General features: G+C 51.6%; 23 protein-coding genes. 7 read left to right on the top strand and 16 right to left on the bottom strand.

The window, feature by feature from the left end; translation table 11 throughout:
• Positions 1–19 precede the first annotated feature (19 nt).
• From KNP93_RS12835 to KNP93_RS12800, 8 genes are read right to left on the bottom strand one after another with little or no spacing between them, the layout of a single operon-like run.
• On the bottom strand, positions 20–1,528 hold the full coding sequence (locus KNP93_RS12835; RefSeq protein ID WP_114597069.1) for an aldehyde dehydrogenase family protein: 1,509 nt from the start codon (positions 1,526–1,528) through the stop codon (positions 20–22).
• Positions 1,529–1,542: 14 nt separating this feature from the next.
• On the bottom strand, positions 1,543–2,319 hold the full coding sequence (locus KNP93_RS12830; RefSeq protein WP_214855615.1) for an enoyl-CoA hydratase/isomerase family protein: 777 nt from the start codon (positions 2,317–2,319) through the stop codon (positions 1,543–1,545).
• Positions 2,297–2,620 carry an EthD family reductase gene (locus KNP93_RS12825; protein ID WP_131503392.1) on the bottom strand — a complete coding sequence of 108 codons (324 nt, stop codon included), beginning with the start codon at positions 2,618–2,620 and terminating at the stop codon, positions 2,297–2,299. The genes KNP93_RS12830 and KNP93_RS12825 overlap by 23 nt, the downstream gene beginning before the upstream one ends.
• Before the next feature lie 15 nt (positions 2,621–2,635).
• A complete protein-coding gene (gene paaD, locus KNP93_RS12820) occupies positions 2,636–3,130 on the bottom strand; it encodes a 1,2-phenylacetyl-CoA epoxidase subunit PaaD (protein WP_131503391.1) in 495 nt (164 codons plus the stop codon).
• A gap of 14 nt (positions 3,131–3,144) precedes the next feature.
• Positions 3,145–3,930: a 1,2-phenylacetyl-CoA epoxidase subunit PaaC gene (gene paaC / locus KNP93_RS12815; protein WP_131973316.1), complete on the bottom strand. Its 786-nt coding sequence runs from the start codon at positions 3,928–3,930 to the stop codon at positions 3,145–3,147.
• A complete protein-coding gene (paaB, locus tag KNP93_RS12810) occupies positions 3,927–4,271 on the bottom strand; it encodes a 1,2-phenylacetyl-CoA epoxidase subunit PaaB (protein ID WP_131503389.1) in 345 nt (114 codons plus the stop codon). The genes paaC and paaB overlap by 4 nt, the downstream gene beginning before the upstream one ends.
• Before the next feature lie 13 nt (positions 4,272–4,284).
• The gene (paaA, locus tag KNP93_RS12805; protein ID WP_214855613.1) at positions 4,285–5,256 is read right to left on the bottom strand and encodes a 1,2-phenylacetyl-CoA epoxidase subunit PaaA; all 972 of its coding nucleotides are present in this window, start codon (positions 5,254–5,256) and stop codon (positions 4,285–4,287) included.
• Between the two features lie 17 nt (positions 5,257–5,273).
• Entirely contained in the window at positions 5,274–6,569 is a 1,296-nt protein-coding gene (locus KNP93_RS12800) for a phenylacetate--CoA ligase family protein (protein WP_371819930.1), read from the bottom strand.
• Between the two features lie 325 nt (positions 6,570–6,894).
• Between KNP93_RS12800 and KNP93_RS12795 the strand changes: the two genes are divergently transcribed.
• From KNP93_RS12795 to KNP93_RS12765, 7 genes are all read left to right on the top strand, one after another.
• Positions 6,895–7,290: a thioesterase family protein gene (locus tag KNP93_RS12795; protein WP_131503388.1), complete on the top strand. Its 396-nt coding sequence runs from the start codon at positions 6,895–6,897 to the stop codon at positions 7,288–7,290.
• A 44-nt stretch (positions 7,291–7,334) separates the two neighbouring features.
• A complete protein-coding gene (locus tag KNP93_RS12790) occupies positions 7,335–8,477 on the top strand; it encodes a Glu/Leu/Phe/Val family dehydrogenase (RefSeq protein WP_131503387.1) in 1,143 nt (380 codons plus the stop codon).
• A gap of 15 nt (positions 8,478–8,492) precedes the next feature.
• Complete coding sequence (gene pdhA / locus KNP93_RS12785; RefSeq protein WP_214855611.1) at positions 8,493–9,545, top strand: pyruvate dehydrogenase (acetyl-transferring) E1 component subunit alpha; 1,053 nt, start codon at positions 8,493–8,495, stop codon at positions 9,543–9,545.
• Position 9,546: 1 nt separating this feature from the next.
• Entirely contained in the window at positions 9,547–10,545 is a 999-nt protein-coding gene (locus KNP93_RS12780) for an alpha-ketoacid dehydrogenase subunit beta (RefSeq protein ID WP_131503385.1), read from the top strand.
• Positions 10,546–10,557: 12 nt separating this feature from the next.
• Positions 10,558–11,772, top strand: a complete 1,215-nt coding sequence (locus KNP93_RS12775; RefSeq protein ID WP_214855610.1) for a dihydrolipoamide acetyltransferase family protein — start codon at positions 10,558–10,560, stop codon at positions 11,770–11,772.
• Complete coding sequence (locus KNP93_RS12770) at positions 11,773–13,173, top strand: dihydrolipoyl dehydrogenase family protein (protein WP_214855608.1); 1,401 nt, start codon at positions 11,773–11,775, stop codon at positions 13,171–13,173.
• An 86-nt stretch (positions 13,174–13,259) separates the two neighbouring features.
• A complete protein-coding gene (locus KNP93_RS12765) occupies positions 13,260–13,775 on the top strand; it encodes a methylated-DNA--[protein]-cysteine S-methyltransferase (protein ID WP_188005113.1) in 516 nt (171 codons plus the stop codon).
• Between the two features lie 49 nt (positions 13,776–13,824).
• Here KNP93_RS12765 and KNP93_RS12760 read toward each other — a convergent pair whose 3' ends face one another.
• The 8 genes from KNP93_RS12760 to KNP93_RS12725 are packed head-to-tail and all read right to left on the bottom strand — an operon-like array spanning position 13,825 to position 24,459.
• Positions 13,825–14,844, bottom strand: coding sequence for an aldose epimerase family protein (locus tag KNP93_RS12760; protein WP_214855606.1), 1,020 nt, complete (start codon positions 14,842–14,844; stop codon positions 13,825–13,827).
• A complete protein-coding gene (locus tag KNP93_RS12755) occupies positions 14,841–16,334 on the bottom strand; it encodes a UDP-glucose--hexose-1-phosphate uridylyltransferase (protein WP_214855603.1) in 1,494 nt (497 codons plus the stop codon). The genes KNP93_RS12760 and KNP93_RS12755 overlap by 4 nt, the downstream gene beginning before the upstream one ends.
• 25 nt (positions 16,335–16,359) lie before the next feature.
• Positions 16,360–17,358 (bottom strand): UDP-glucose 4-epimerase GalE, encoded by a 999-nt coding sequence (gene galE / locus KNP93_RS12750; RefSeq protein WP_114597053.1) that lies wholly within the window; start codon positions 17,356–17,358, stop codon positions 16,360–16,362.
• On the bottom strand, positions 17,359–18,531 hold the full coding sequence (locus tag KNP93_RS12745; protein ID WP_214855600.1) for a galactokinase: 1,173 nt from the start codon (positions 18,529–18,531) through the stop codon (positions 17,359–17,361).
• On the bottom strand, positions 18,528–20,660 hold the full coding sequence (locus KNP93_RS12740; RefSeq protein ID WP_214855597.1) for an alpha-galactosidase: 2,133 nt from the start codon (positions 20,658–20,660) through the stop codon (positions 18,528–18,530). The genes KNP93_RS12745 and KNP93_RS12740 overlap by 4 nt, the downstream gene beginning before the upstream one ends.
• A gap of 14 nt (positions 20,661–20,674) precedes the next feature.
• The gene (locus tag KNP93_RS12735) at positions 20,675–22,669 is read right to left on the bottom strand and encodes a beta-galactosidase (RefSeq protein WP_214855595.1); all 1,995 of its coding nucleotides are present in this window, start codon (positions 22,667–22,669) and stop codon (positions 20,675–20,677) included.
• Between the two features lie 25 nt (positions 22,670–22,694).
• A complete protein-coding gene (locus KNP93_RS12730) occupies positions 22,695–23,480 on the bottom strand; it encodes a carbohydrate ABC transporter permease (RefSeq protein ID WP_026829378.1) in 786 nt (261 codons plus the stop codon).
• 13 nt (positions 23,481–23,493) lie between these two features.
• Positions 23,494–24,459, bottom strand: a complete 966-nt coding sequence (locus KNP93_RS12725; protein ID WP_114597049.1) for a carbohydrate ABC transporter permease — start codon at positions 24,457–24,459, stop codon at positions 23,494–23,496.
• Positions 24,460–24,461 lie beyond the last annotated feature (2 nt).

The following is a 24,461-nucleotide window of genomic DNA, read 5'->3' as shown; positions in this document are numbered from 1 at the left end:
ACGTCCGCACGCTTGGTTTTTACAGTCCGAACGGATTAAGTGGACGACTGCCGTAATACGACAGGATACTTTTCGTTTCCGTATATAAATCAAGTGTCTCGATGCAGAGTTCGCGCCCGAAACCAGATTGTTTGTAGCCGCCGAATGGTGTGCCCGGGAAGGCTGAGAACGGACAGTTGATCATGACGATACCAGCTTTGATTTGATTCGCAATCCGCGTCGCGCGTGCTCCGTCTTTTGTCCAAATTGCCGACCCAAGTCCGAACTCCGTGTCGTTTGCCAGACGAACGGCTTCTTTTTCATCCTTGAACTTCATCACGACGACGACCGGTCCAAAGATTTCTTCCTGGACAACTTTCATCTCGTGTGTGACATCGGCAATGATTGTCGGTGCATACCAGAAACCTTCTTCAAAACCAGCCACTTTCTCGATTTGACCTCCCGTCAAGATCGTAGCTCCGTCCGCTTTTGCCGACTGGACATAACCGTCGATGACATCAAGCTGTTGTTGATCGATGATTGCCCCGACATGTGTCCCTTTATCAAACGGATTACCGAGCACCAGTTGTTTTGTTTTGGCGACGAATTGTTCCATGAACGTATCGTAAATGTCTTCATGGACATACAGGCGCGACCGTGCTTCGCACGACTGCCCGCTGTTGTAGAAGATGCCAAACAGTGACCCGTCGACGGCTGCCGTGATGTCAGCATCCTCAAACACGAGGTTCGGTGATTTACCGCCGAGCTCCAACGTGACGCGTTTTAAGCTTTCCGACGCCCGGCCCATGATATCTTTTCCAACCGGTGTCGAACCGGTAAAGGCGACTTTATCGACATTCGGGTGTTCCACCAAGTGGTTGCCGATTTCGCGACCCGACCCCGGAATGACGTTGACGACACCTGCCGGTACACCGGCTTCGAGACAAATCTCGCCGAGGATGATAGCTGTCAACGGTGTCAGCGTCGCCGGTTTGACGACAACCGAACAGCCGACCGCAATCGCCGGTGCGACTTTCCAGGCCGCCATCATCAATGGATAGTTCCATGGAATGATTTGGGCACAGACACCGACCGGTTCTTTTTCCGTGTAGTTATGGAATTGCCCCGGCACGTTATTGACGGCACCACGGTGACCGACGATGGCTCCGGCATAAAATTCAAAGTCTTCAATCGCTTGCGTGATTTGCCCTTGCGCTGCCGCGAGGGATTTTCCGGTATCGAGAATCTCAAGTTCCACCAGTTCATTGAAACGTGAACGCATGATCCCGGCAATTTTGTTCAGGACTTGCGACCGGCGGCCGACCGGCCACATTTTCCACTTCCCGTGATCAAACGCTTCCCGTGCCGCCTGTACCGCACGATCGGCATCTTCTTTTGAAGCTTTTGCGACTTCGGCGATGACTTCGCCGGTTGCCGGATTATAGGTCTTGAAGGTCTCCCCTGATGTCCCTTCGACTTGCTCGCCGTTGATGACCAGATGATAGACGGAACGTTTCATCTCGATTGTTTTTTCATGTACCGTTGACATAGCTCCCACTCCCCTTAGTTTCCTTTGAATGTCGGTTGACGTTTGTCAAGAAAGGCTTGCATCCCTTCCGTCTGATCATTCGTCCCGAATAGTAAGTAGAAATTTCTTCTTTCATGATCCATGCCGTCCTGCAACGACAGGTCGCCTGCCTTACCGACTGCATCTTTGATCAGTCGCACGGACATCACCGGTTGTGCCGCAATCCGTCCGGCAACGGCCAAAACACTTGCTTCGAGTTGATCCGCTTCCACAATCCGGTTGATGATTCCAAGACATTCTGCTTCCGATGCCAGCATCCGGTCTCCCGTCCATAACCATTCAAGGGCCCGGGTCCGGCCGATCCGTTTCGTCAGGCGTTGCGTCCCGCCGGCGCCCGGCATGACACCGAGTCCGACTTCCGGGAAACCGAACTGAGTCTCCGGTGTCGCATAAATCAAATCACAGGCCAGTGCCAGTTCAAACCCGCCGCCGAGCACAAATCCATGAACCGCAGCAATCAGCGGCTTATGCAACCGGCTGATCCGGTCCCAATCGGCAAACGGATCGAGTAATTCCATCGAAATCGGCGTTGCGTCGACCATCTCCTCGATATCGGCTCCGGCTGAAAAGGATTTTCCTTCCCCGTTCAGGACAATGACTGTAATCGCTTCGTCCTGATCAAACTGTTCCATCGCTTCGACGATTTCCCGGATCATCGTCCGGTTCAAGGCATTGTAACGTTCCGGGCGATTCAGTCGAATCCGGCCGATTCGCCCCTCGATACTTGTCTTAACGTACTGTGGCGTCAGCATGGACTTCTTCACCAATCATCAGCGTCACAAGATCTCCCGCAAAGCCCATCAAATCTTTACCGGACGCTTTTCCTTCAAGCGAACGCATGCCGGCTTTCATCGTTTCATGGTTTTCGTAGACCATTTCGCACATCAGATAATATTTACCGTCTCCGCCCATTGGTGAACCGACGATCTTCGTGACCGTCATCTGCTGCAGACCGGGAATCTTCGCCGTCAGTGGACCGTGGACATTGAAATAATGCTCGTCAAACTGTTCCTTGTTCTCCGGATGTGTATAAAGCGCGATTAGTTTTACCATAATGATTACCTTCCTTCACATGAGAGTAGAGACGGGTTTCATCGCCTCGAATGGATTTTTGCATGATTTACAATATAAAATACTCCGGCAAGCCGTCGGACCAAACAGATTTTCAATCGAGACGAACGTCGATCCGCAGTACGGGCAGTCGATTTCCCACTTTCCGTCGACGACCCGCGGCGGGGCGATTCCAAAGGACTTCAGACCGGTAATTCCTTGTTCTGTAATCCGGTCCGAGGTCCACGGCGGATCAAACAGGAAAACGACATCGACCGTATTGACCTGGGGCACTTGTAACAAAGCGGATTCGGTGTTTTTTTGGATGATATCAAGCGCCGGACATCCTAAAAATGTCGGGAGAAGCGTAATCCGGATATCGTATCCGAACGGTGTCTCCGTCCATTCCGTCGCTTCGACCATTCCGAGATCGAGAATACTTACCGCATCGATTTCCGGATCTTTAACTGTATCCAGGGCTTCCCGGATGTCCTGTTCTAGTCTTGTCGTCATCTGCCGTTCCTCCTTCACCATACCGCTGACTGATCGAGCAGATAGACTTCCCCGAGCGTCGATAAGGCATCGTTCAAATCAGAAGAATGTTCACCGTTTCGTCCGTTGTAGGTCATGTTCATTTCCGGCAACGTGACGTTCAGATCGACGAGGACCGGTGTCAGTGCCTGATACCAACGATCCAGTAAAATCCCCTTCCCCTCAATCAGGCGCATCTCGTCAATCATTTCCGCTGCTTCCCCGTAATCAAACAGGTCACCGAAGTCAGCCAGTACCCGTTCAAGAGCCGCATCCATCTTCTGACGGGCTGTTTCTGTTGATTGATACAGCTGGGTGAACCACGTTTGCCAGTGCAACAAATGATAGTACAACTCCATGTTGACCTTGACGGCGAGTGCTGCGAGCGGCGCATAACTGCTTTTTTTCAACGAGTCAATCCGTACCTTTTTCGCAAGCGTATAACAATAGTTGCGCACGACGGCATACGCCCAGTCATATTCCGGATTCTCCATATAATATCCCGGTCCGTTGACCCGTTCGACGAGGACCGAGTTTTTCCGTTCATGCGCAAGCCGCACATGAGCGAGTGCATCAGCCTTTCCTTCGCCGATTTCTTCGAGCAGTTGGTAGTACATGGCCGCATGCCCCATCGAATCCTGAGCAATCGAGGACGACGCGACATCTTCTTCGATATGCGGGGCGAGTCCCAACCATTCCGATCCGCGGTAGGCATATAAAAAGTCATCATCTGCTAATTGATAGAGCAGTGAGCCCAAGGCCAAACGTTCTGCTTCCGTCATTTGGAATCGCCTCCTTGCCAGGACATGATTTCTTTTTCGTCGAGCATCTGTTGTTCATAATGACGCCATTTTTTCTTCAGGTAGCCGTACCCTTTCGTCGTCCGGTAATCTTTGTTATCCAGCCGTTGCAGCATCAGCTTTTCATCCGGAGTCATTCCCCGGATATCTTCCCGTTTGACGACCCAGATGTCGACGACCGGCTCCCGGCGCATGAAGTTTTCCTGCGCCATCAACAGGGCCATCTCTTTATTCGGTGCCAGTAAACTGAACTGATGCGTAAAAGCGGCATTCGGCGTCCGTTTACTGAAAATCTCGAACTCCTGATAAAACGTTTCCGTCATGGTCTCTCCTCCTTCAGCCGATCGTCTCAGCAAGTGCCTCGCGTACCCACGCATTGTTTTGATACGAAGTTTGACGTAAGGCGAGCCGTTCCTTCGAACGGGGGCCGCCACCTTGAATGATTTTCTTGAATTCCGTCCAGTCCGGCTGGGCGTAAATCCACTGTCCTGTCTCCTCGTCGAATCGTAATGTCGGATCCGGAATGACGAGTCCGAGCGAACGGATCCGGGGAACGTATTTCGTAAAGAAATTTTGACGCAACTCTTCGTTCGTTTTCGTCCGGATTTTGTAGGCAATCGTCACGTCCTGTTTGGACGTACCGGTCGTCTCTTTCGACGCCGGACCGAAGAACATCAAGAGGGATTCCCACCATTCATCCAGTGATTCCTGAATCATCGCTTTTTGTTCCGGTGTCCCTTCCGCCAGTGCCATGATGATGGATTCGCCGTGCTGAGCATGGAACACTTCCTCCGCACAAATCCGTTGCAACGCCCGCGCATAAGGGCCGTAGGAAGCCCCGAGCATGTTCGTCTGAGTAATGATGGCTGCTCCATCGACGAGCCAGCCGATTGTTCCGGCATCTGCCCACGAACGCGTCGGCATGTGGAAGACGTTGTGGAATTTGAGGCTTCCCGTAAATAAATCGTCCATCAAGTCGGCCCGCGTTTTTCCGTACGGCTTCATCAAATCCTCGACGACCCGAAGCAGGAGTTGACCGTGCCCCATCTCATCCTGGACTTTTGCCATGATGCCGAGCTTCCGGCGTAACGACGGAGCTTTTGGCACCCATTCCTTTTCCGGTAAAGCCCCCATGATTTCACTGATGCCGTGCATGGAAATCAGCTTGATCAGCGTGTCGCGGTAGAAATCAGGCATCCAGTCGTCCGCTTCGATTTTTTCCCCGTTTTCGATTCGTTCTTTAAACCGTTCCAATTTTTCTTCTTCAGTCATGACCGTTGGTTCAAAAAGATGCGTCGCATCGTACATTTCAGTTCCTCCTCTGCTTAAACAAACTTCTTCTCGGACATTGCGCGACGGTCGATGATCCGGACAGCCTTCCCTTCAGAGCGCGGAAGACCGTATGGCGGGTGACAAATCAGATCCACCGAGATCAGACATTCGGTTTTCATGGCATGACAGATGACCCGTTTCAGTTCTTCAGCAACTGTCCCGGCTTCGAGTTCGATGTGCAGTTCCAGCGCTTCAAGCCCGGCCCGTTGAATCCGGTGAATTTGATAATGGGGTGTGACACCCGGTTGCTGTAATAAGACCCGTTCAATTTCGGACGGAAAGACGTTGACGCCACGGATGATCATCATGTCATCCGTCCGCCCTTTGACCCGCGACATCCGGGTCGTCGTCCGACCACAGCCGCACATTTTTGTCGTGACGGATGCCAAGTCTCCGGTACGATACCGAATTATTGGAAGCGCTTTCTTTTTCAAACTTGTAAAAACGAGTTCCCCGACCATTCCTTCTGGTAGCGGTTCGCCCGTTGCGGGATCAATGACTTCCGTGATAAACAAATCATCCATCAGATGCAATCCGTTTTGTTCCTGACACTCCATTGCGACACCCGGTCCCATGATTTCGCTGAGACCGTAGATATCAAAAGCCCGGATCCCCCACTTGTTTTCGAGGGTCTTCCGCAGTTCTTCCGACCATGGCTCGGCTCCAAAAATCCCGTACCGGAGGCTGCTCGCTTTCGGATTAAACCCCTTTTCTTCCATCCGTTCCGCAAGATGCAACATATAAGACGGTGTTCCGCAAATTCCACGGGGCTGGAAATCTTCAATCAACGTGATTTGCCGGTCGGTATTACCGCCGGACACGGGAACAATCGTCATCCCGAGTTGTTCGGCTCCGCTGTGCAGACCGAGTCCGCCGGTGAATAAACCGTATCCGTAAGCATTGTGCAACAAGTCGGTTTTTTCAGCACCGATGGCGACCAGACCACGTGCGACAGCTTTCGACCAATCATCCAAATCGCTTTGTGTATAACCAACGACGGTCGGTTTTCCACTTGTTCCGGATGAAGCATGGATCCGGACCGTTTCCTGAGGCGGAACCGCAAATAAGCCAAACGGATACTGTTCCCGCAAATCACTTTTGTATGTGAACGGTAACTTTTGAATATCCGCCATCGTTTGGAATTCCTCCGGATTAAGTCCCCGTTCCATGAAGCGGGTTTGATAAAACGGGACATGTTCCATCACATGACGAACGGTCTCACGTAAACTTGCAAGCTGTAAGCGGGATCGTTCTTCCGCTTCCATCGTTTCCAGGATTTCGTTATACAAGTGGCACCCCTTCTCGCGTCTATATAACACAATAAATAAACGTCCGTTTTAAAACGGTTATACCATTAAACTACGATACGTTCACAATGTTGTCAATCCTTCATTTTGTTAAAAGCTCCCAACTTTCTTGATTCCGGTCTTTTTTTCAATTAAAAGTCTGAATAAAGACCTTTCCTATAGAGAAACACTAAAAATGATATTTCTTTTTGGAAAATATTCCTGAAAATGTTTGCTCATTTCGTAACTGATTGATAAAATATCGTGTGACAAGTGTTATACTATTTTTGGTAAGACCAGCTGTGGTCACAGGCAAGGGGGAAACGATATGAAAAACGGTTTGTCGCTCGGCGACTCTGCTGTCATCGAGGCGATTGTCACAGAAGAAATGTTCGCTCAGTTCGAAGGTGTGGTCGTCCACCCGGCTTACTCCACCGTCTCGATGGTCTATCATATGGAATGGGCCGCTCGAAAACTCATCCTCCCCTACCTGGAAGAACAGGAAGAAGGAGTCGGTGGTGCTGTTTCCTTGAAGCATTTAGGAATGGCGACACTCGGATCCAATATCCGCATCGAAGCCACTGTCAGCGAGCTCACATCCCGCCGTGTAGTAGCCAAAGTCGAAGTCAGACAAGGTGATCGTGTCATCGGTCTTGGGGAAGTCAAACAAATCATTTTAAATAAGCAGCTGATACAGGAAAAGTTGACGCCGCGTGTTTTTTAAAGAGCAAAATGAAAGCGCTTACTAAAGTCAGGAGGATGTTTACTATGAATATGTTGAACCCATCCACGGATCCATCACCATCCATCATGGAGAAGATTTCCGGTCACGAACAGGTCGTTTTTTGTAACGATCCTGTGTCCGGTCTGCAGGCGATCATTGCCATTCACGATACGACACTCGGACCCGCCCTCGGTGGTTGCCGGATGGCACCGTATTCGACCGTCGACGAAGCACTCGATGATGTCTTGCGGCTGTCGCGTGGCATGACGTATAAATGTGCAGCAGCTGACGTCGATTTCGGCGGCGGGAAAGCCGTCATCATCGGTAATCCGGCGACGGACAAAACACCCGAATTGTTCCGTGCCTTCGGACGATTCGTCGATTCACTCGGCGGACGTTTCTACACCGGAACGGATATGGGCACGACGATGGACGATTTCGTCCATGCCAGCCGGGAAACGTCACGGATCGTAGGGATTCCGGAAGCTTTCGGCGGCAGCGGCGATTCATCGATTCCAACAGCGGAAGGCGTCATTTACGGCTTACGGGCAACGGTCGAAACGTTATACGGATCCGATGATTTAAGCCGGGCCAGTTACGCTGTCCAAGGACTCGGAAAGGTCGGCTATAAAGTTGCGGAACAGTTATTGTCTGCCGGTGCTAACCTGTACGTGTCCGATTTGAGCGAATCCGTTCTCGCTGCTCTCGTCGAGCAAGCGGAAAAAACACCCGGAACGGTTCGTGTCATTGCCGCTCATGAAATTCACCTGACGGATGCCGACATCTTTGTGCCTTGTGCTTATGGCGGTGTCATCCAAGCAGCGAACATCGGACAGCTCCAGTGTAAGGCAATCTGTGGATCGGCCAACAATCAACTTGCCGATGATGCCCTTGCGCTCGAATTACAGCAACGCGGTATTTTATATGCACCCGATTATATCGTCAACGGCGGCGGTCTGATTCAGGTTGCCGACGAACTATACGGGGCGAACCATGAACGTGTCCTGTTAAAAACCAAACATATTTATGATGCGGTCCTCGAAGTATTCCACGAGTCTCATGCGGAATCGATCACGACACTCGAAGCAGCCAATCGGATGTGCAACAAACGGATTCAAATCCGCTCACGCCATAACAACATTTTTACGAATACGATCAAACCGAAATGGAACATCCGGAACGACTAAATGGAGGTGACACGAATGGAAACCGAATTTCCGATTTACCGGATACTTGATGATGCAGGACACGTCCTTGATACATCTAAAACTGATTTGCTGACAAAAGACTTGAGTCTCGCACTCTTCACACATATGAACCGGATCCGGACATTCGACCGGAAAGCCATCAATCTGCAGCGTCAAGGACGGCTCGGGACCTATGCGCCGTTCGAAGGACAGGAAGCGGCACAGGTCGGCAGTGCGTATGCGCTGCAGGACAAGGACTGGGTCTTCCCGACGTACCGGGATCACGGAGCGACGCTGACGTTCGGCGCCGACATGGTCCGGACATTTTTGTATTGGAACGGACGTGTCGAAGGCTGTGTCCCGACGGATGAGTTGCATATCTTCCCGCCCGCTGTTCCGATTGCCACACAAATCCCGCATGCGGTCGGTGCGGCCTGGGCAGAAAAACGAAAAGGATCAACCCAGGTCGCCGTCGCTTACTTTGGGGACGGGGCCACATCGGAAGGTGATTTCCACGAGGGCATGAACTTCGCCAGCGTCTTCCAGGCTCCGGTCATCCTGTTTAATCAAAACAACGGGTATGCGATTTCCGTCCCGATTCAAAAACAGATGCATTCGGAAACGATTGCCCAAAAGGCTTTGGCTTACGGGATGCCGAGCGTCCGGATTGACGGCAATGATGTCTTCGCCGTTTATTTCACGATGCAGACTGCACTGGAACGGGCACGCTCCGGTGGCGGACCAACCTTGATTGAAGCGGTCACGTGGCGATTCGGTGCCCATACGACGGCGGATGATCCGTCGAAATACCGGGATCAGGACCGTTCCCGGGACCGAATCGATCCCCTCACCCGCTTGGAAGGTTTCATGAAAGAACAAGGTTTCTACGATGAACAGGAAATCGAAGCCATCCGGACGCGGCATCAAGAAGAGGTCGAAGCCGCCGTCAAAACGATGGAAGCTTTCCCGCCGCCTGACGTCAACGATTTGTTCGATCATACGTACGCAACATTACCGGACGATTTAGTCCGTCAAAAAACAGATTATCTGACCGCAAGGGGGAATTGATATGGCGACACCAATCAATCGACAAACGGAGATGACGCTCGTCCAGGCTGTTACCGATGCCTTACGGACAAAACTGACGGACGATGAGACGACGCTTGTACTAGGTGAAGATGTCGGGAAAAACGGCGGTGTCTTCCGGGCGACGGACGGTCTGCAGGAAGAGTTCGGGGAGGACCGGATCATCGATACGCCGCTGAGCGAAGCAGGAATCGTCGGAACGTCAATCGGTCTCGCGGTCAACGGGTTTAAGCCGATTGTCGAAATCCAATTTCTCGGCTTCATCTATCCTGCTTACGAACAAATCATGACCCACGTCTCGCGAATCCGGATGCGGACGATGGGACGTTACGGCGTGCCGATGGTCATCCGGGCCCCTTATGGTGCCGGTATTCGGGCGCCGGAGATTCATTCCGACAGCACGGAAGCCCTTTTCACTTCGATGCCGGGCTTAAAAGTCGTCTGTCCCTCCACTCCGTATGATGCGAAAGGTTTATTGATTGCGGCCATTGAAGATCCGGATCCGGTCTTATTCCTCGAGTCGATGCGGAGCTACCGGGCCTTTAAGGAGCCGGTTCCGAGTGAAGCCTATACGGTTGAAATCGGGAAAGCGAAATGTGTCACCGAAGGTCAGGACGTGACACTGATTGCTTGGGGAGCGATGGTCCAAGTCGCACAAAAAGCCGCAACGGAAGCTGCGACCCGTGGTATTTCCTGTGAAGTGATTGATTTGCGGACGCTCTATCCGCTTGATCGTGAAACGATTGCGGCCTCCGTTCAAAAAACCGGACGGGCTGTCATCATCCACGAAGCACAAGCTATGGGGGGGCTTGGCAACGATTTGCTTGCGCTGATCAACGATACCTCGTTCTTATATTTACGTGCCCCGGTAGCCCGTGTCACCGGGTTCGACGTGCCCGTTCCATTATTCGCCCTCGAGGACCATTACATCCCGACGCCGACGCGTGTACTTGAAGCGATCCAGCGTACGGTCGATTTTTAAGGAGTGAACGTGATGATTGAAGTAAAGTTGCATGACGTCGGTGAAGGGATGACGGAAGGTGAAATTGCGAACTATCTGGTCCGGGTCGGGGATCGTGTCACAATTGATCAGCCTGTCGTCGAAGTGTCGACCGATAAAATGGTCGCTGAATTACCGGCACCGGTTTCCGGTGTCGTTACGGACCTCATCATCCCTGTTGGTCAAACCGTCTCGGTCGGTACGGTCCTATTATTGATTGAAGCCCTTGAAACAGAAACGGCCGTAACTGCGGAACAACCGATCCGGCAGACGACGGAACAAATCAAAGTCCGGCCGTCTGTCCTAACACCGGCTGTTCCATCGAGTAGTCGGCGTGTCTTGGCTACCCCCTACACGCGTAAAATCGCGCGCGAACACGGGATTGATTTGGAACAAGTTCCACCTTCCGATCCATCCGGTCGCGTGACGGAGGAGGATGTCCGGCGGTTCCTCGATATAACTGCTTCTGTCGAGAAGGCAGATGTCGTCGAACAAACAAGTACCCCTTCTGCTAAACCGTTCGAAACGATTCCGTTCCGCGGCATCCGGAAACAGATTGCGAAAAAAATGACACAGTCCCTCTTTACGATTCCGCACGTCACGCATTTTGAAGAAGTGGATATGACCCGCCTGCTCGCCTTGCGCGAAGAATTAAAGGCGGCCGGTAAACCGATCAGCGTCAACGCCTTTTTCATCAAAGCCTTGATTGTCGCACTCCAGGACTTCCCGGTGTTTAACGCAAAACTCGATGAAGCCAACGAACAGATCATCCTCGAGCAACAGTATCATATCGGTGTCGCAACCGAGACGGCGGACGGACTGATTGTCCCGGTCGTTCGTGACGCAGACAAGCTGACGATGCAACAGTTGCACACGCGTGTCGCGGAACTGTCCGCCCGTGCCAAGACAGGAGACTTGCGAGCTGCCGATCTGAAACCAAGCACCTTTACGATGAGTAATGTCGGTCCCCTCGGAAGTACAGGAGCGACCCCGATCATCAATTACCCGGAAACGGCTTTAATTGCCTTCCACAAAACAAAAAAACGGGTCTGCGTCGATGATCACGATCAGATCGTCATCCGCTCGATGATGAATCTATCGATGTCCTTTGATCACCGTGTCGCTGACGGCGCGACGGCCGTTGCTTTTACGAACCGGTTCGCCGGCTTAATCGAACACCCCACTACTTTATTAATGGAGCTGATTTAAATGGTCGTAGGTGAACTGACACAAGAACGTGATTTAGTGATTCTTGGTGGTGGTCCGGCCGGTTACACCGCTGCCATCCGTGCCAGTCAACTGGGCCGCAATGTCACCTTGATTGAGCAGGCACAGCTTGGTGGACTTTGCTTGAACAAAGGATGTATCCCGTCCAAGGTCGTCGCTCATGCCGCAGATATCAAACAACAGATGAATCACATGTCTGCTCTCGGTTTTTCTTTCAACCCGACCCACGATTTCAGTCAATTGGTCGAGTACCGGGAACGGACCATCCGTCAATTACGAACGGGAGTCGAAGCGCTCTGTCAGGCAAACGCGATTGAAATCTTGCACGGAACCGCTTCATTTTTAGCAGACGACCGGATTGGGGTCGAGCTGGGGCATCAGTTTGATACGTACCGGTTTACCGACGTCGTGATTGCGACCGGAAGCCACAGCATCGAACAAGATTCTCCCTCTATCTTAAATGCCGAACAGTTATACCAACTGACCGAATTACCTGAACGTCTCGTCATCATCGGACAAGACTATATCGCTGTCGAAGCCGCAATGAGTTTTCAAGCTCTTGGTACGTCGGTCACGTTGATTGCCGACGACTTCCAGTTGGATTCGAGTATAAACAAAGAACTCCGACGCCTCTTAAAAAAACAAAAGATTCAACTTGTCTCTGGGACCGTCACAGCCATCGAAGCAGAAGAGGCAGTGACCGTTACGGTCGTCAAACAGGGACAGGAGACGACCTGGTCCGCTCCTTTTTTGTTTCAATCGTTGCCTCGCGTTCCGCACACGTTGGAACTCGGACTCGAGCGGATTGGTGTGACGGTAGCAGAAGACGGAACGATTCCCGTCGATCCATTCGGACAGACAAACCGTCCGCATATTTATGCCATCGGAGATGTAACACCTGGTCCTGCGATTGCGACACGCGCCATCCATGAAGCGAAACGGACGGCCGAACATTTATCCGGACAACTGGCCGATGCGACGGTACCCTATTACCCGACCATCATCCGGTCTCTTCCGCCAATCGTCTCCATCGGCTTGACGGAACAGGCGGCAACGGACGCCGGTCATTCGATCCGGACCGGCCAATTTGCCCTTAATGCCAATGGAACAACGATGATCGAAGCCGGAAGTGGTTTCATCAAGGTCATCTCCGATGCGACGACGAATCTCCTTTTAGGCGTTCATATGATGGGCGAAGGCGCCGTCGATCTCGCCGGAACGTTTGCACAAGCTCTTGAGATGGCTGCCAAGGAAGAAGATGTCCGCTTCCCAATCATGCCGCATCCGAGCCGGAGCGAAGCCTGGACAGAAGCCGTCGAATCGTTAATCGGACACGCAATTCACCTGTCGCCCCGCCAACAAGATGTCTTAACGAAGTCGTAATCCTAAAACCGGTCCCCGCCCTCTTTTGGAGAAGAGGGCGGGGACCGGTTTCTTGCGCGAATCTTTTGGTTGAAGGAGGTACGATGATGGACTTATACTTCACGACGTTACGCTGGAACGAAACATCGTTTCCAATCGCGGCAACAACGGATGGCCTGTGTTATGTCGGGGCATTGAACGAACCCCGGGACTTATTTAGCGACTGGGCCCGAAAACAGTTACCCCGGGCCGAACTGATTGAGCATCCGCAGATCATGCAACCGTACCAGGAACAACTCATCGAATACTTAGACGGAACACGCACCCGGTTTTCTCTCCCGCTTCATTTGATCGGCACGCCCTTTCAGTTGGAAGTCTGGCAGGCCTTATGCCATATTCCATACGGTGTGACGGTGACTTATTCAGATATCGCCCAACGGATTTATCGACCGGGTGCGACACGCGCCGTCGGAACCGCCATCAGTAAAAATCGTGTCCTGATCGTCGTCCCCTGTCATCGAATCATCGGAAAAAAAGGGGATCTGACGGGCTATTGGGGTGGTCTGAACATGAAACGACAACTGCTCGCGATCGAACAGACTTCCTCTTCTCAACCGCACTAACATAGCAAAAGAGAACGAACTCGACATCAATCGAATCCGTTCTCTTTTTTTATACCGAATTTACACCAAACCGGTACGTCGTTTCCCAGTGGTACGTCTGGTCCGGTTCAACCAAAATGTCCGGGAAGTTTGGTTCGTTCACCGCATTCGGATGAACTTGCGTTTCGAGACACAGACCGAGCGAAGGACGAGCACCGACACCGCGGATCTCATAATCCGTCTCGAGTTGCGTCCCCGTATAGAGGATGACGACCGGTTGATTCGTCGTCACTTCTACATAACGGCCATTTGACATGTCTTCCAAGCGAATCGGCTGTCCCGATAAGAGAAACGGATGATCATATCCATGTCCCGCGGCTACCGTTTCCGGATGATCGGATTCCGCACTGCTTCGAATCTGCCGTCCCGTTCGAAAATCAAGGGGAGTCCCCGTCACGTCCCGCAACTCACCGGTCGGCAACAAATCTTCTCCAACAGGTAAATACGTTTTACTCGGGATCGTCAAGTGATGATCAAGGATATCCCGTTTCAAGTTTCCGGACAGGTTCCAGTACGTATGATTCGTCAGATTCAACGGTGTCTTCTGATCCGTCGTCGCGTGCATCATCAGCGTCAAGGCGAGACCGTCCAGCTGATAGATGGCATCGAGCGTGACGTTCCCGGGGTACCCTTCCGTTCCGTCTGGACTGAACAACCGGAGGTGAAGCCGGTCCGTTGTGGCTTCGACGATGTCAAAAAATGTTTGATCAAACCCTTTGATTCCTCCGTGCAGATGATGCGTTCCATCGTTTACTGCGAGCGGATAGACGGTTCCTTCCACTTCCATTTGCGCTTGTCCGATGCGCCCGGCGACCCGGCCGACGATGGCTCCGAAATATGGAGAATGGTCCTGGTATTCCTTTAACGTATCAAAACCCAGGATGACACTCTCGATCCGGCCGTCCCGATCCGCAACACGGATATCGTTGATGATGCCGCCATAATTCCAAATCTCGACTTCGATTCCCGGTTGCGTCAGCGTATGACGAATGAGATCCGTTTCCTGAATTAATTGTGTCTGCTTCGTCATCGTCGATCACCTGCCACTTGGCGGCTGACCGTTTCAAGGAAGCGGTCAAGTCCCGCCTGCCCGCCCGGCGTTTGTTTAAAGACACCACAGTCTTCAAGACCACGGACAAATTTGGCCGCGACCGCTTGGCGGACATACTCCGTCACATCTTGTCCGTTGTATGCTGCTTTTAATTCGGTTGCCCATGTTTGGTGGGAAGGAGCCGTCAAAGCGGCTGTTCCTGTCACAAATTGTTCGACTTCCTCGAGTTCACCTAAAAGACGGGCCGGTAAAACGGCGAGTCCCATCACTTCAATCAAACCGATGTTTTCGCGTTTGATATGGTGAATATCGGCATGGGTATGGAAGATTCCGTCCGGATGATCCGTCGATGTCCGGTTGTTTCGTAAGACGAGATCCAGTTCAAACCGTTCGCCTCGCATCCGGGCAATCGGTGTCACCGTGTTGTGACGGACACCATTTGTTGCCGCGAGAATCTGATGATCGGCATCTTCGTACGTCAGCCACGTCCGGTAGACGTCGTCCGCCGCATCGAGTAATGCGTCAGCATCGATGCTGCTCAACCGAACGACCGTCAACGGCCAGTGTAATGTTTCACCGGCCACATCCGGATGATCCGGTAAGACGAACTCTTGGAGCGTCTTCGCCCGATCCATCGCAAATTCATACCGTCCGCCCTGATAATGATCATGCGTCAAAATCGATCCACCGACGATCGGCAGGTCTGCATTGGATCCGGCAAAATAATGCGGGAACTGGGCGACGAATTCAAGCAACCGCGTAAATGCTTGACGGTTAATGACCATGTCCCGGTGCTCCTGCGACAAGATGATACTGTGTTCGTTGTAATAGACGTACGGTGAATATTGTAATGCCCAAGGTTCACCGCTGAGTGACAGCGGCACAATCCGGTGATTGGCACGGGCCGGATGATTACTCCGTCCGGCATATCCGACGTTTTCGACACACAAGAGACAGGTCGGATAGGTCGATTCGACGACCTCCGTTTGTGCTGCCGCGATTTCACGGGGATCTTTTTCCGGTTTCGACAGGTTGATCGTAATGTCGATTTCACCATAGACCGTGTCCGCTTGATACTGGATGTTTTTGGCGATGCGTTTCGTCTGGATGTAATTATTCGCTTGACTAAGCTGATAAAAATAGTCAGTCGCCTGTTGCGGATTTTCAGCGTACAACTGACGGAAAGTCGAAGTAATCTGAGACGGGCGATCGACGAACACATCCATCAATTCTGCCGCCAGCCGTTCTTTTTCGTCGAGACGCGGTGCCAGCTTTCCGGCCGTGATCTGGTGTTCAATCATCTCGTCCAAAAGATCAGGAATCGGACGCGTGCCGACTGTTCCCGGATCCACATATGCAGCTTCCCCGAGCAAGGTTAAAAGCCGGTTTCGGGCATATACCGTGTCTTCCGGTTCAATCAACCGTTGACGGACCGCCTGCTCTATTAATTGTTTGATGAGTTCATTCATCGCCTTCACTCTCCTAACTCTCTCTTTACCGTACAGGTGTTTTGTAACCTTGCGGACGCTGTTCGTGCCAACGCCATGCATCTTGAATGATGGTGTCGATTTCCGTCCGGCTTGGTGTCCAGCCTAAGATCGTTTTGGCTTTATCGGATCCGGCAATCAATGTACTCGGATCTCCGGCACGTCGTGCGACGACTTGTTCCGGAATCGCATGTCCCGTCACGCGGCGGGCAGCTTCGATGATTTCCCGGACAGAAAAGCCGCGGCTTGAACCGAGATTAAAGACATCACTCGTGTTGCCCTGTTTTAGATACTCCAGCGCAAGCAGATGGGCATCGATTAAATCCTCAACATGGATATAGTCGCGAATACACGTGCCGTCTTCCGTCGCATAATCATCGCCGTAAATCGAAATCATCGGCCGTTGACCGTTGGCGACTTCGAGGACGAGCGGAACCAAATGGGTTTCCGGTGTGTGATCTTCTCCGATTTCACCTGTTGCACGTGCGCCGGCGACGTTAAAGTAACGGAGCGCCACATACTGGAGACCGTACGCGGTTTCACACCAACGCATCATCTTCTCCATCATCAGTTTCGTTTCACCGTAGGCGTTTGTCGGGTTCGTCGTTGCCGTCTCGAGAATCGGCATCTGTTCCTGCTCGCCGTATGTGGCCGCGGTTGATGAGAAGACAATCTGCTTCACATCATGCGCCATCATCGCTTCAAGCAACACTTGTGTGCCGTAGACGTTGTTGTCGAAATAAGCGAGCGGATGCTCCATCGATTCCCCGACTAACGAGAAGGCTGCAAAATGAACGACCTGATCGATTGTTTCCGTCTCAAACACGGTGTCAAGGAAGGCACGATCCCGGATATCCCCTTCGTAAAAACGGGCTTTCGGATGAACGGCTTCACGGTGACCCGACTTTAAATGATCGACCACGACGACGTCCTGACCGGCATCCACCAGTTGATAGACTGCATGTGATCCGATATAACCTGCTCCACCTACTACGAGTACTGCCATTTAAATGACCTCCTGTTCGACTTCTCGTGCTCCATCACCAACAGTTGCCGTATAGAACGATGCCGGATAACCGATTGTCGTCTCGTACGCTTGACCGACTTCCGTCATGAATGTCTCGACCGTTTCGTCTTCGACGATGGCAATCGCACAACCGCCAAAACCGGCACCCGTCATTCGGGCACCAAGGACTCCCGGTTGCGCCCACGCCGCTTCGACCAATGTATCCAGCTCTTTCCCCGTCACTTCGTAATCCACCCGCAACGAACGGTGTGAGGCATTCATCAGTTGACCGAATGCTTCGAGTCTCTCTTCTTTTAGAGCATCGAGCGCCTGCAACGTCCGCTCGTTTTCAGAAATCGCGTGACGTGCCCGTCGTTGCAATCGTTCATCTTCAAAAGAAATCGTTTCGAATTCATCCATCGACCATTGACCGAGTGATGCATACGGACGGTACTGTTGCAGATAGGTCAGTGCTGCTTCACATTCCGAGCGGCGTTCGTTGTATTTCGAATCGGCCAGCTCACGGCGCTTATTCGTATTCATGATGATGATCGTATAACCGGATAAATCGAGTGGTGCATACGTATAGTCAAGTGTCTCACAGTCAAGTAAGAGTCCGTATCCCGCTTTGCCCATCCCGATGGCAAATTGGTCCATGATGCCGCTGTTGACACCGATGTAGTGATTTTCAACCTGTTGACCGTATTTGACAAGTTCAATCCGGTCGACATTCAGATTGTACAGTTTGTCGAGCAAGACACCGATTACCAGTTCAAGAGAAGCGGACGAAGACAGTCCGGCCCCGTTCGGGATATCACCTTTGATTAAAATGTCGCACCCTGTATCAATCCGGTAACCGGCTTCCCGTAAGACATGAATCATCCCTTTGGCATAGTTGGCCCAGCCATCGGCAGATTGATGTGTCAAGTCATCCCCTGCGACTTCGATGATGCCGTCAGCTTCAAAGTTCAGCGAATAAAACCGGAAGACCGCATCATCGCGCTTGCGGGCAACCGCATGCGTTCCAAGCGTCAAAGCACACGGAAAGACATGTCCACCATTGTAGTCTGTATGTTCTCCGATCAAGTTGATACGACCCGGTGCAAAAAAGCGTTGGGTCGACGGTTGACCGAATTGTTGTTCAAAAATCTGTTCTAATGTCTGGTCTGTCATGCGATCGGCTCCTTTGACTCTGATGTAGGAAGGCTGCGGTGAACCGGCTGAATGTGTAGACAACGGGCTTCATAATCTGTCGTATAAGTAATCGTCAATCCTTGTTGCATCAAGTAGGCCCCGCTGAGCTGACGCCCGTCGACCTGATACAAACCTGTCTTCTCAAGTCCGTTCAGACGGAAGTGGTACTGGTTTGAGCCGTGCTGACGCATCGGCGCTACTGCCAGGACAACCGTTTGATCGTTTGACGTATATTGCATGAGGGAAGCCGCCATGCGGTCTGCCGACAACCGGTACTGACGTCCGAATTGAACGGTTTCCCGAATTGTTTTATACGTCGCAATCCACTCGGTTGCTTCCGTTAACTCTTCCGCTGTCCATTCGCTTAAGTTGCCGCCGATGCCAAGTGTTCCTTGCATCGATGAGACGAAACGTGTCGCAAGCGGTAAGTTCCGGCCGTTCAGCCAGTTCGGACCATCCGTCACCCAACAACTCATCATCTTTGCATTATAGGCAAACGAGAAATCATGTTGGATCGTCAACCGGTCCATTGGATCCGTGTTATCACTCGTCCAGACCTGTTCCGTCCGTTTGAGAATTCCAAGATCAATTCTTCCGCCGCCTCCGGCACAGGCTTCAAAATCCACTTCCGGGTGACGTGTCCGCAACTCGTCAAAGATCCGGTACAAGGCATCGACATGACGCTTCCATAATTCCTGTTGTGCTGCTGGTGTTGCTTCCGGAACGCCCGGTTCTGAAAAAGCACGGTTCATGTCCCATTTGATGTAATCAATCGCGTGTGTCTCAAGCAACTCATCCATCATCTCAAACACAAATTGTTCGACTTGCGGTAAACCAAGGTTCAGAACAAACTGATTGCGTGATGTCGTCCGGTGTGCACCGGGACTATGGTAAATCCAATCGGGATGCGTCCGGTAAAGGTTTGAATCTGGATTCACCATTTCCGGTTCGACCCATAGACCAAACTGCATGTTTTGTTGTTTCACGTACTCGATCAACGGGGTTAAACCGTCCGGAAATTTTTCCGGATTCACGACCCAGTCACCGAGACCGGCCTGATCAGAGTTTCGTTCACCGAACCAGCCGTCATCGACGACGAACAGTTCACAACCAATCGCAGCAGCCTGGTCGACGAGCGCCCGTTGTCCGTGTTCCGTCACGTCAAAATAGGTCGCTTCCCAGGAATTGTAGAGGACGGGCCGGACCTTGTTCCGGTCCGATTCCGGCATGATGATGTCACGCTGGAAATCATGCGCCCGGGCACTCATCCCGGAAAAGCCGTCTGCCGCATACCCGATATAAAAGTCCGGTGTCACGAGCTGTTGACCGGCTTCGAGTTTCCAACTGAAATCAAACTCATTCATCCCGCCGGATACTTGAACGAATCCAAAGGCATCCTGCTCGAAGTGCATCGACCAGTTACCAGAATAGGCAAAATGTCCGTAAATGACTTCCCCGGTTGATTCGGTCGCCCCTTGTTCAAGTGCAAACCAGGGATTCGCCTGATGACTTGTCACACCCCGCCGGCTGTCAATCGTCTTACGTCCCGGCGTTAGTGGTGTCACCTGTTTTTGGAATTCGCCGGTCCATGTCCCCGCGAAGTGGTGCACGTTCAAGTTCGGTCGTTGCAGAATTCCCATCGCAAAGGATTGGGCTGTCGTCAACCGGACCGGTTGTGTTCCGGTATTTTCAATCACGAGCGACCGTCCGATCATATCGTACGCTTCGTACAGGTCGTATTTGATGCCGACCCGGAGTTCTTGTAACGAATCAAACAACCATAACGTCAATCCACTGCCGGATTGCTCGGCGCGTTCAAAAGCGAACTGACTGATTCGTTGTCCGTCCTCCCGTTCTGATTTTAAAGTCGGCTCCGTGTAGACCATCTCACCAAACGGAATGAAGTCGTAGACCGCGACACCATCCGGTGATTCAAATGAGCTGTGCGCAAGAACCGGATTCGGCAATGCTTCATAGTCGGATGGATACGGCAGACGTGCTCCAAAATACGTATGCAACACTTTACCGTGCTGTCCGATCGTCACGACATGCGCGACGTGTTGTCCTTCGAGGACGAACCGCTGATTCGGCAGTTCAAGAATGGCCATGGTCGTTCTCCTCCTTACGTTGTCAGAATCAGCGTCTCGAGCGGGGCGAGTGTCACTGTTCCACTATATGTCTCGTTCGTATTCAACTCTTTATAGGCAGCATCGAGCACAACGTCCCGGCTTGCTTTCGTATCATGGTTCATCAGGAAGAGGAAATCACGTGTCTCCCCGTGACGGCGGACGACTTCGACTTGATCCGGCGCTTCAAACGTCTGAACGCCGGCATCGAGAAACGCTTGCCGGTAAATCGTATCGATCATCGCATCATCAATCGATGCGCCGATGTAGGTAATTGTTCCTTTGTATTCGTTACGTGTCACGGCAGCGACCCCGTCATAAAACGTATCCCGGTAGACAGCAAGCGGTTCAGCTGACGTCGGTGTAATCAAGTCACACCAGATTCGGGCCGGTGAACCTTGTCCGGCGAATGCTCCGATGCCTTCAATCCGGTTTTCCTGTACAGCCTGCAACGATTCGTACTCATCGATTTCGATTCCTGCATACGGTGCGAATTTCCCTGGTAACGTTAACGGCAAGACATTGTTATGCGGGTCCTTGACGCCGGTCCGGTACGTGAAGATGACGTGTCCGCCCTGCTCCATGTAATCAATCAGTGCTTGGTCAAATGTCGGGTTCGTCAGGAAATACAGCGGAACGATGATTAATTTGTATTGATCCAGTTTGTCACCCGGGAATACGATATCCGTCGACGCTTGACGACGGACGGCACCGCCGTAGAACCGGACGAACTCGGTCCGGAAATCAAACGCATCGCTGTGCGGCTGATGTGTCCAGGCCCAGACATTTTCCTGATCAAAATAGACGCCGACTTCCGCTTGATAGCTGCTCGCATTGATCTCGTCACCAAACGTATTGAGTTCGGTCATGATCTGTTTGACTTCGTTGAATTTGCGTTTCGGTTTTCCATCGTGATCGATGATACCGTGGCAAAACTCTTCCGTCCCGAACAAAGCAGCCCGGAAGCGGAAATAGACGATCGCTTCGGCGCCGCGCGCGACAGCCTGATACGTCCACAACCGGATATGACCGGGACGCGGCAAGTAACCGATTTTGCTCCAGCCTTGCGCTCCACTGAGCTGTTCCATCACCCAAAAACCTTTCCCTTGTTTTGAGGAGCGGCAAAGGTCATGATCGCTGGCCATCTTCTCGAAACGGTTCGGTTCCGGCAAACCACCCCAGACCGGATAGTTATCAAAGGCGACATAATCGAGATCCTGTGCCATCTGCTGTTGATTGACGGCCATATCACTGTAAACGAGGTTATGTGTAATGAAGGCGTCCGGATGAATATGTTCCCGGAGTGCATCGACTTGGAGTTTGTTGTAATGGTTATACCCGTCGGCACAGAAGCGGTCAAAGTCGACGAGTAACGACGGATTATGTTCCTGGTAGACTTTCCGCGGCACCGGGATTTGCTCCCATGCCGTATAGGTCTGACTCCAGAAGACGGTTCCCCATGTTTCATTTAACGCGTCAAGCGTCTCGTAGCGGTTTTTCAGCCACAGCTGGAATGCAGCCCGGTCGATGTCGCTGTAAGAACGATCTGATTTTTCATGACCGTATTCGTTGTCCGTCTGCCAACCGATCACACGCGGATGTTTCCCGTACCGTTTCGCCATTTCAGTCGTAATGGCAACCGAAAACTTTTGATATGTTTCACTGTGAACCGTGTAGTGACGACGGGCTCCGAAGCTGATTGTCACGCCATGCTCGTCTGCCGGAAGAATCTCCGGATACTTGTGGCACATCCATGCCGGCGGTGTCGCCGTCGGTGTCCCGAGTACGATATCAAAATCGGCGGCACTTAAGCGTTCGATGATATCGTCCCAAAACCGGAAGTCGTAAACTCCTTCTTCCGGCTCCATCATCGTCCAGGCAAATTCCGCCAACCGCACGACGTTGACACCAAGTTCTTTCATCAAACGGAAATCTTCCTCCCATAACGCACGTGGAGTTTGTTCCGGGTAATAATCGACGCCTAAATACATTGTGCTCCTCCTGACTGAAAACAAATTATTTTACTGCACCTGCCGTCATTCCTTTTTGGAAGAAACGTTGGAAGAAGATATAGAAGACCATTGTCGGTAAACTGATTAAGACGAGTGACGCATAGATTTTACCCGGGTCACCGCCGAGTGCATCTTTGAAGAAACTTGGTGCCATCGTGACCGTTTGATAAGCCGGATCCGTCATGAACGTCAGGACCATCAAATACTCATTCCACGAGTTGAGGAACGCATAGATCAACGCTGTCGCAAGAGCCGGTTTCGCGAGCGGCAACATGACTTTGAAGAAGACTTCCAAGATCGTTGCGCCGTCAATGTACGCGGCTTCCATTAATTCGTTTGGTAATTCGTCAAAATATCCTTTGATCAGCATTAAACCGAACGGGAGGAAGAAGGCAACTTCTGCCCCGATCAAACCCCAGTGGTTGTTGAGACCGTCAAACGAACGTAACGTGAAGAACAGTGGCACAATCATCGAAGCGACCGGTAACATCAGACCGGCGAGTACCATGTTGAACAGCAGACGTTTTCCGGCGAATTCGAGTTTCGAAAAGGCGAATGCTGCAAACGCGAGAATCGTGATCGAGATGATGATCATGAAGAAGGCGACGAAGAAACTGTTAAAGACGAATGTCGGGAAGTTCGGGTTTTGCAGCGTTGCGATATAGTTTTCAAATCCGTTGACACGTAAGCTCTCCTTGAACATGACAAAGATCGGGAACAGCCAGACGATCGAAGCAAGCATCAGGACGAGGTTGATTACCCAACGGCTTTTTTTAGATTCTACATTCATGGGACGTTCCTCCTTAGTTATCCATTTTCTTTTGAACACGTAACTGGATGTACGTAATCAGTAAAGCGATTGTCAGCAAGATGATGGCAACGGCACTTGAAAAACCGACTTCTTGTTGCAGCATCGATTTACGGAACAGGTACGTCGAGATGAATTCTGTTGAAGAACCGGGGCCACCGGCCGTCGTGATCCAGACCAGGTCAAACGTCTTCAGACCACCGATTACACCGAGAATCGATAACGTGAACGTCGTTCCTTTTAAGTTCGGGAAGACGATACTCCAAAGCGTCCGGAAGAATCCGGCACCATCGATTTTAGCGGCTTCAAAGATTTCTTTTTCAATTGTCAGCATCGCCATGTAGTACATGACCATCGATGAACCTGTCCATTGGAAGATGTTGATGGCAATGACCGAGTACAACGCGATATCCGGATCACCCAGCCAGTTTTGTTCTAAGCTGCCGAGACCGATTGCCCGGAGAAATTCGTTGATGTAACCGAATTGGAAGTCATAAATTTGTGAGAACGCGGCACCGAGTACAACCGGACTCAGGACAACCGGGAAGAAGAAGACCGATTTCATGGCAGTCCGTAACGGTCCCTGTGTGTGCAGGAAGTACGCGAGAACAAGACCGATAAAGGCTTGAATCGTAACCGTTAAAATCGTGAAGATGAACGTGTTTTTAAGCGAGAGATAGAAATCCGGATCACGGAACATTTCCGCGTAGTTTTCAAACCCGACGAAGACTTTATCGAACGAAATCCCGTCCCATGAGAAGAAGGAGTTATACGCGTTATAGAAAATCCCGTAATAAATAAACGCGACGACAAACAGGACGATGGGTCCGACGAACGCCCAACCGACCATGTTTTGCTTCATTTTGCCTTTTCTTTTCTTTTTCGGAACGTTTGAACGGGGTGCTGGTTTCAGCGTTTCCGCTTTTGGTTTGATCGGCAATTCTTGTTGCTCTGTCTGCATAA

The organism is Exiguobacterium sp. s166 (assembly GCF_018618855.1).
In the GTDB taxonomy this organism is placed as follows: Bacteria; Bacillota; Bacilli; order Exiguobacteriales; family Exiguobacteriaceae; genus Exiguobacterium_A.
Note: the sequence above shows the minus strand (reverse complement) of the source record. Positions and strands in the feature narration are given on the sequence as shown.

What these genes read in the sequence shown, in the direction of transcription:
- KNP93_RS12780 (WP_131503385.1), top strand. Translation starts at nt 9,547, where the DNA reads ATGGCGACACCAATCAATCGACAAACGGAGATGACGCTCGTCCAGGCT.
- KNP93_RS12830 (WP_214855615.1), bottom strand. Translation starts at nt 2,319, where the DNA reads ATGCTGACGCCACAGTACGTTAAGACAAGTATCGAGGGGCGAATCGGC.
- galE (WP_114597053.1), bottom strand. Translation starts at nt 17,358, where the DNA reads ATGGCAGTACTCGTAGTAGGTGGAGCAGGTTATATCGGATCACATGCA.
- KNP93_RS12755 (WP_214855603.1), bottom strand. Translation starts at nt 16,334, where the DNA reads ATGAATGAACTCATCAAACAATTAATAGAGCAGGCGGTCCGTCAACGG.
- KNP93_RS12735 (WP_214855595.1), bottom strand. Translation starts at nt 22,669, where the DNA reads ATGTATTTAGGCGTCGATTATTACCCGGAACAAACTCCACGTGCGTTA.
- KNP93_RS12760 (WP_214855606.1), bottom strand. Translation starts at nt 14,844, where the DNA reads ATGACGAAGCAGACACAATTAATTCAGGAAACGGATCTCATTCGTCAT.
- KNP93_RS12775 (WP_214855610.1), top strand. Translation starts at nt 10,558, where the DNA reads ATGATTGAAGTAAAGTTGCATGACGTCGGTGAAGGGATGACGGAAGGT.
- KNP93_RS12825 (WP_131503392.1), bottom strand. Translation starts at nt 2,620, where the DNA reads ATGGTAAAACTAATCGCGCTTTATACACATCCGGAGAACAAGGAACAG.
- KNP93_RS12835 (WP_114597069.1), bottom strand. Translation starts at nt 1,528, where the DNA reads ATGTCAACGGTACATGAAAAAACAATCGAGATGAAACGTTCCGTCTAT.
- KNP93_RS12745 (WP_214855600.1), bottom strand. Translation starts at nt 18,531, where the DNA reads ATGACAGACCAGACATTAGAACAGATTTTTGAACAACAATTCGGTCAA.
- paaA (WP_214855613.1), bottom strand. Translation starts at nt 5,256, where the DNA reads ATGTACGATGCGACGCATCTTTTTGAACCAACGGTCATGACTGAAGAA.
- KNP93_RS12730 (WP_026829378.1), bottom strand. Translation starts at nt 23,480, where the DNA reads ATGAATGTAGAATCTAAAAAAAGCCGTTGGGTAATCAACCTCGTCCTG.
- KNP93_RS12790 (WP_131503387.1), top strand. Translation starts at nt 7,335, where the DNA reads ATGAATATGTTGAACCCATCCACGGATCCATCACCATCCATCATGGAG.
- pdhA (WP_214855611.1), top strand. Translation starts at nt 8,493, where the DNA reads ATGGAAACCGAATTTCCGATTTACCGGATACTTGATGATGCAGGACAC.
- KNP93_RS12725 (WP_114597049.1), bottom strand. Translation starts at nt 24,459, where the DNA reads ATGCAGACAGAGCAACAAGAATTGCCGATCAAACCAAAAGCGGAAACG.
- paaB (WP_131503389.1), bottom strand. Translation starts at nt 4,271, where the DNA reads ATGACGGAAACGTTTTATCAGGAGTTCGAGATTTTCAGTAAACGGACG.
- KNP93_RS12795 (WP_131503388.1), top strand. Translation starts at nt 6,895, where the DNA reads ATGAAAAACGGTTTGTCGCTCGGCGACTCTGCTGTCATCGAGGCGATT.
- paaC (WP_131973316.1), bottom strand. Translation starts at nt 3,930, where the DNA reads ATGACGGAAGCAGAACGTTTGGCCTTGGGCTCACTGCTCTATCAATTA.
- KNP93_RS12765 (WP_188005113.1), top strand. Translation starts at nt 13,260, where the DNA reads ATGGACTTATACTTCACGACGTTACGCTGGAACGAAACATCGTTTCCA.
- KNP93_RS12740 (WP_214855597.1), bottom strand. Translation starts at nt 20,660, where the DNA reads ATGGCCATTCTTGAACTGCCGAATCAGCGGTTCGTCCTCGAAGGACAA.
- KNP93_RS12770 (WP_214855608.1), top strand. Translation starts at nt 11,773, where the DNA reads ATGGTCGTAGGTGAACTGACACAAGAACGTGATTTAGTGATTCTTGGT.
- paaD (WP_131503391.1), bottom strand. Translation starts at nt 3,130, where the DNA reads ATGACGACAAGACTAGAACAGGACATCCGGGAAGCCCTGGATACAGTT.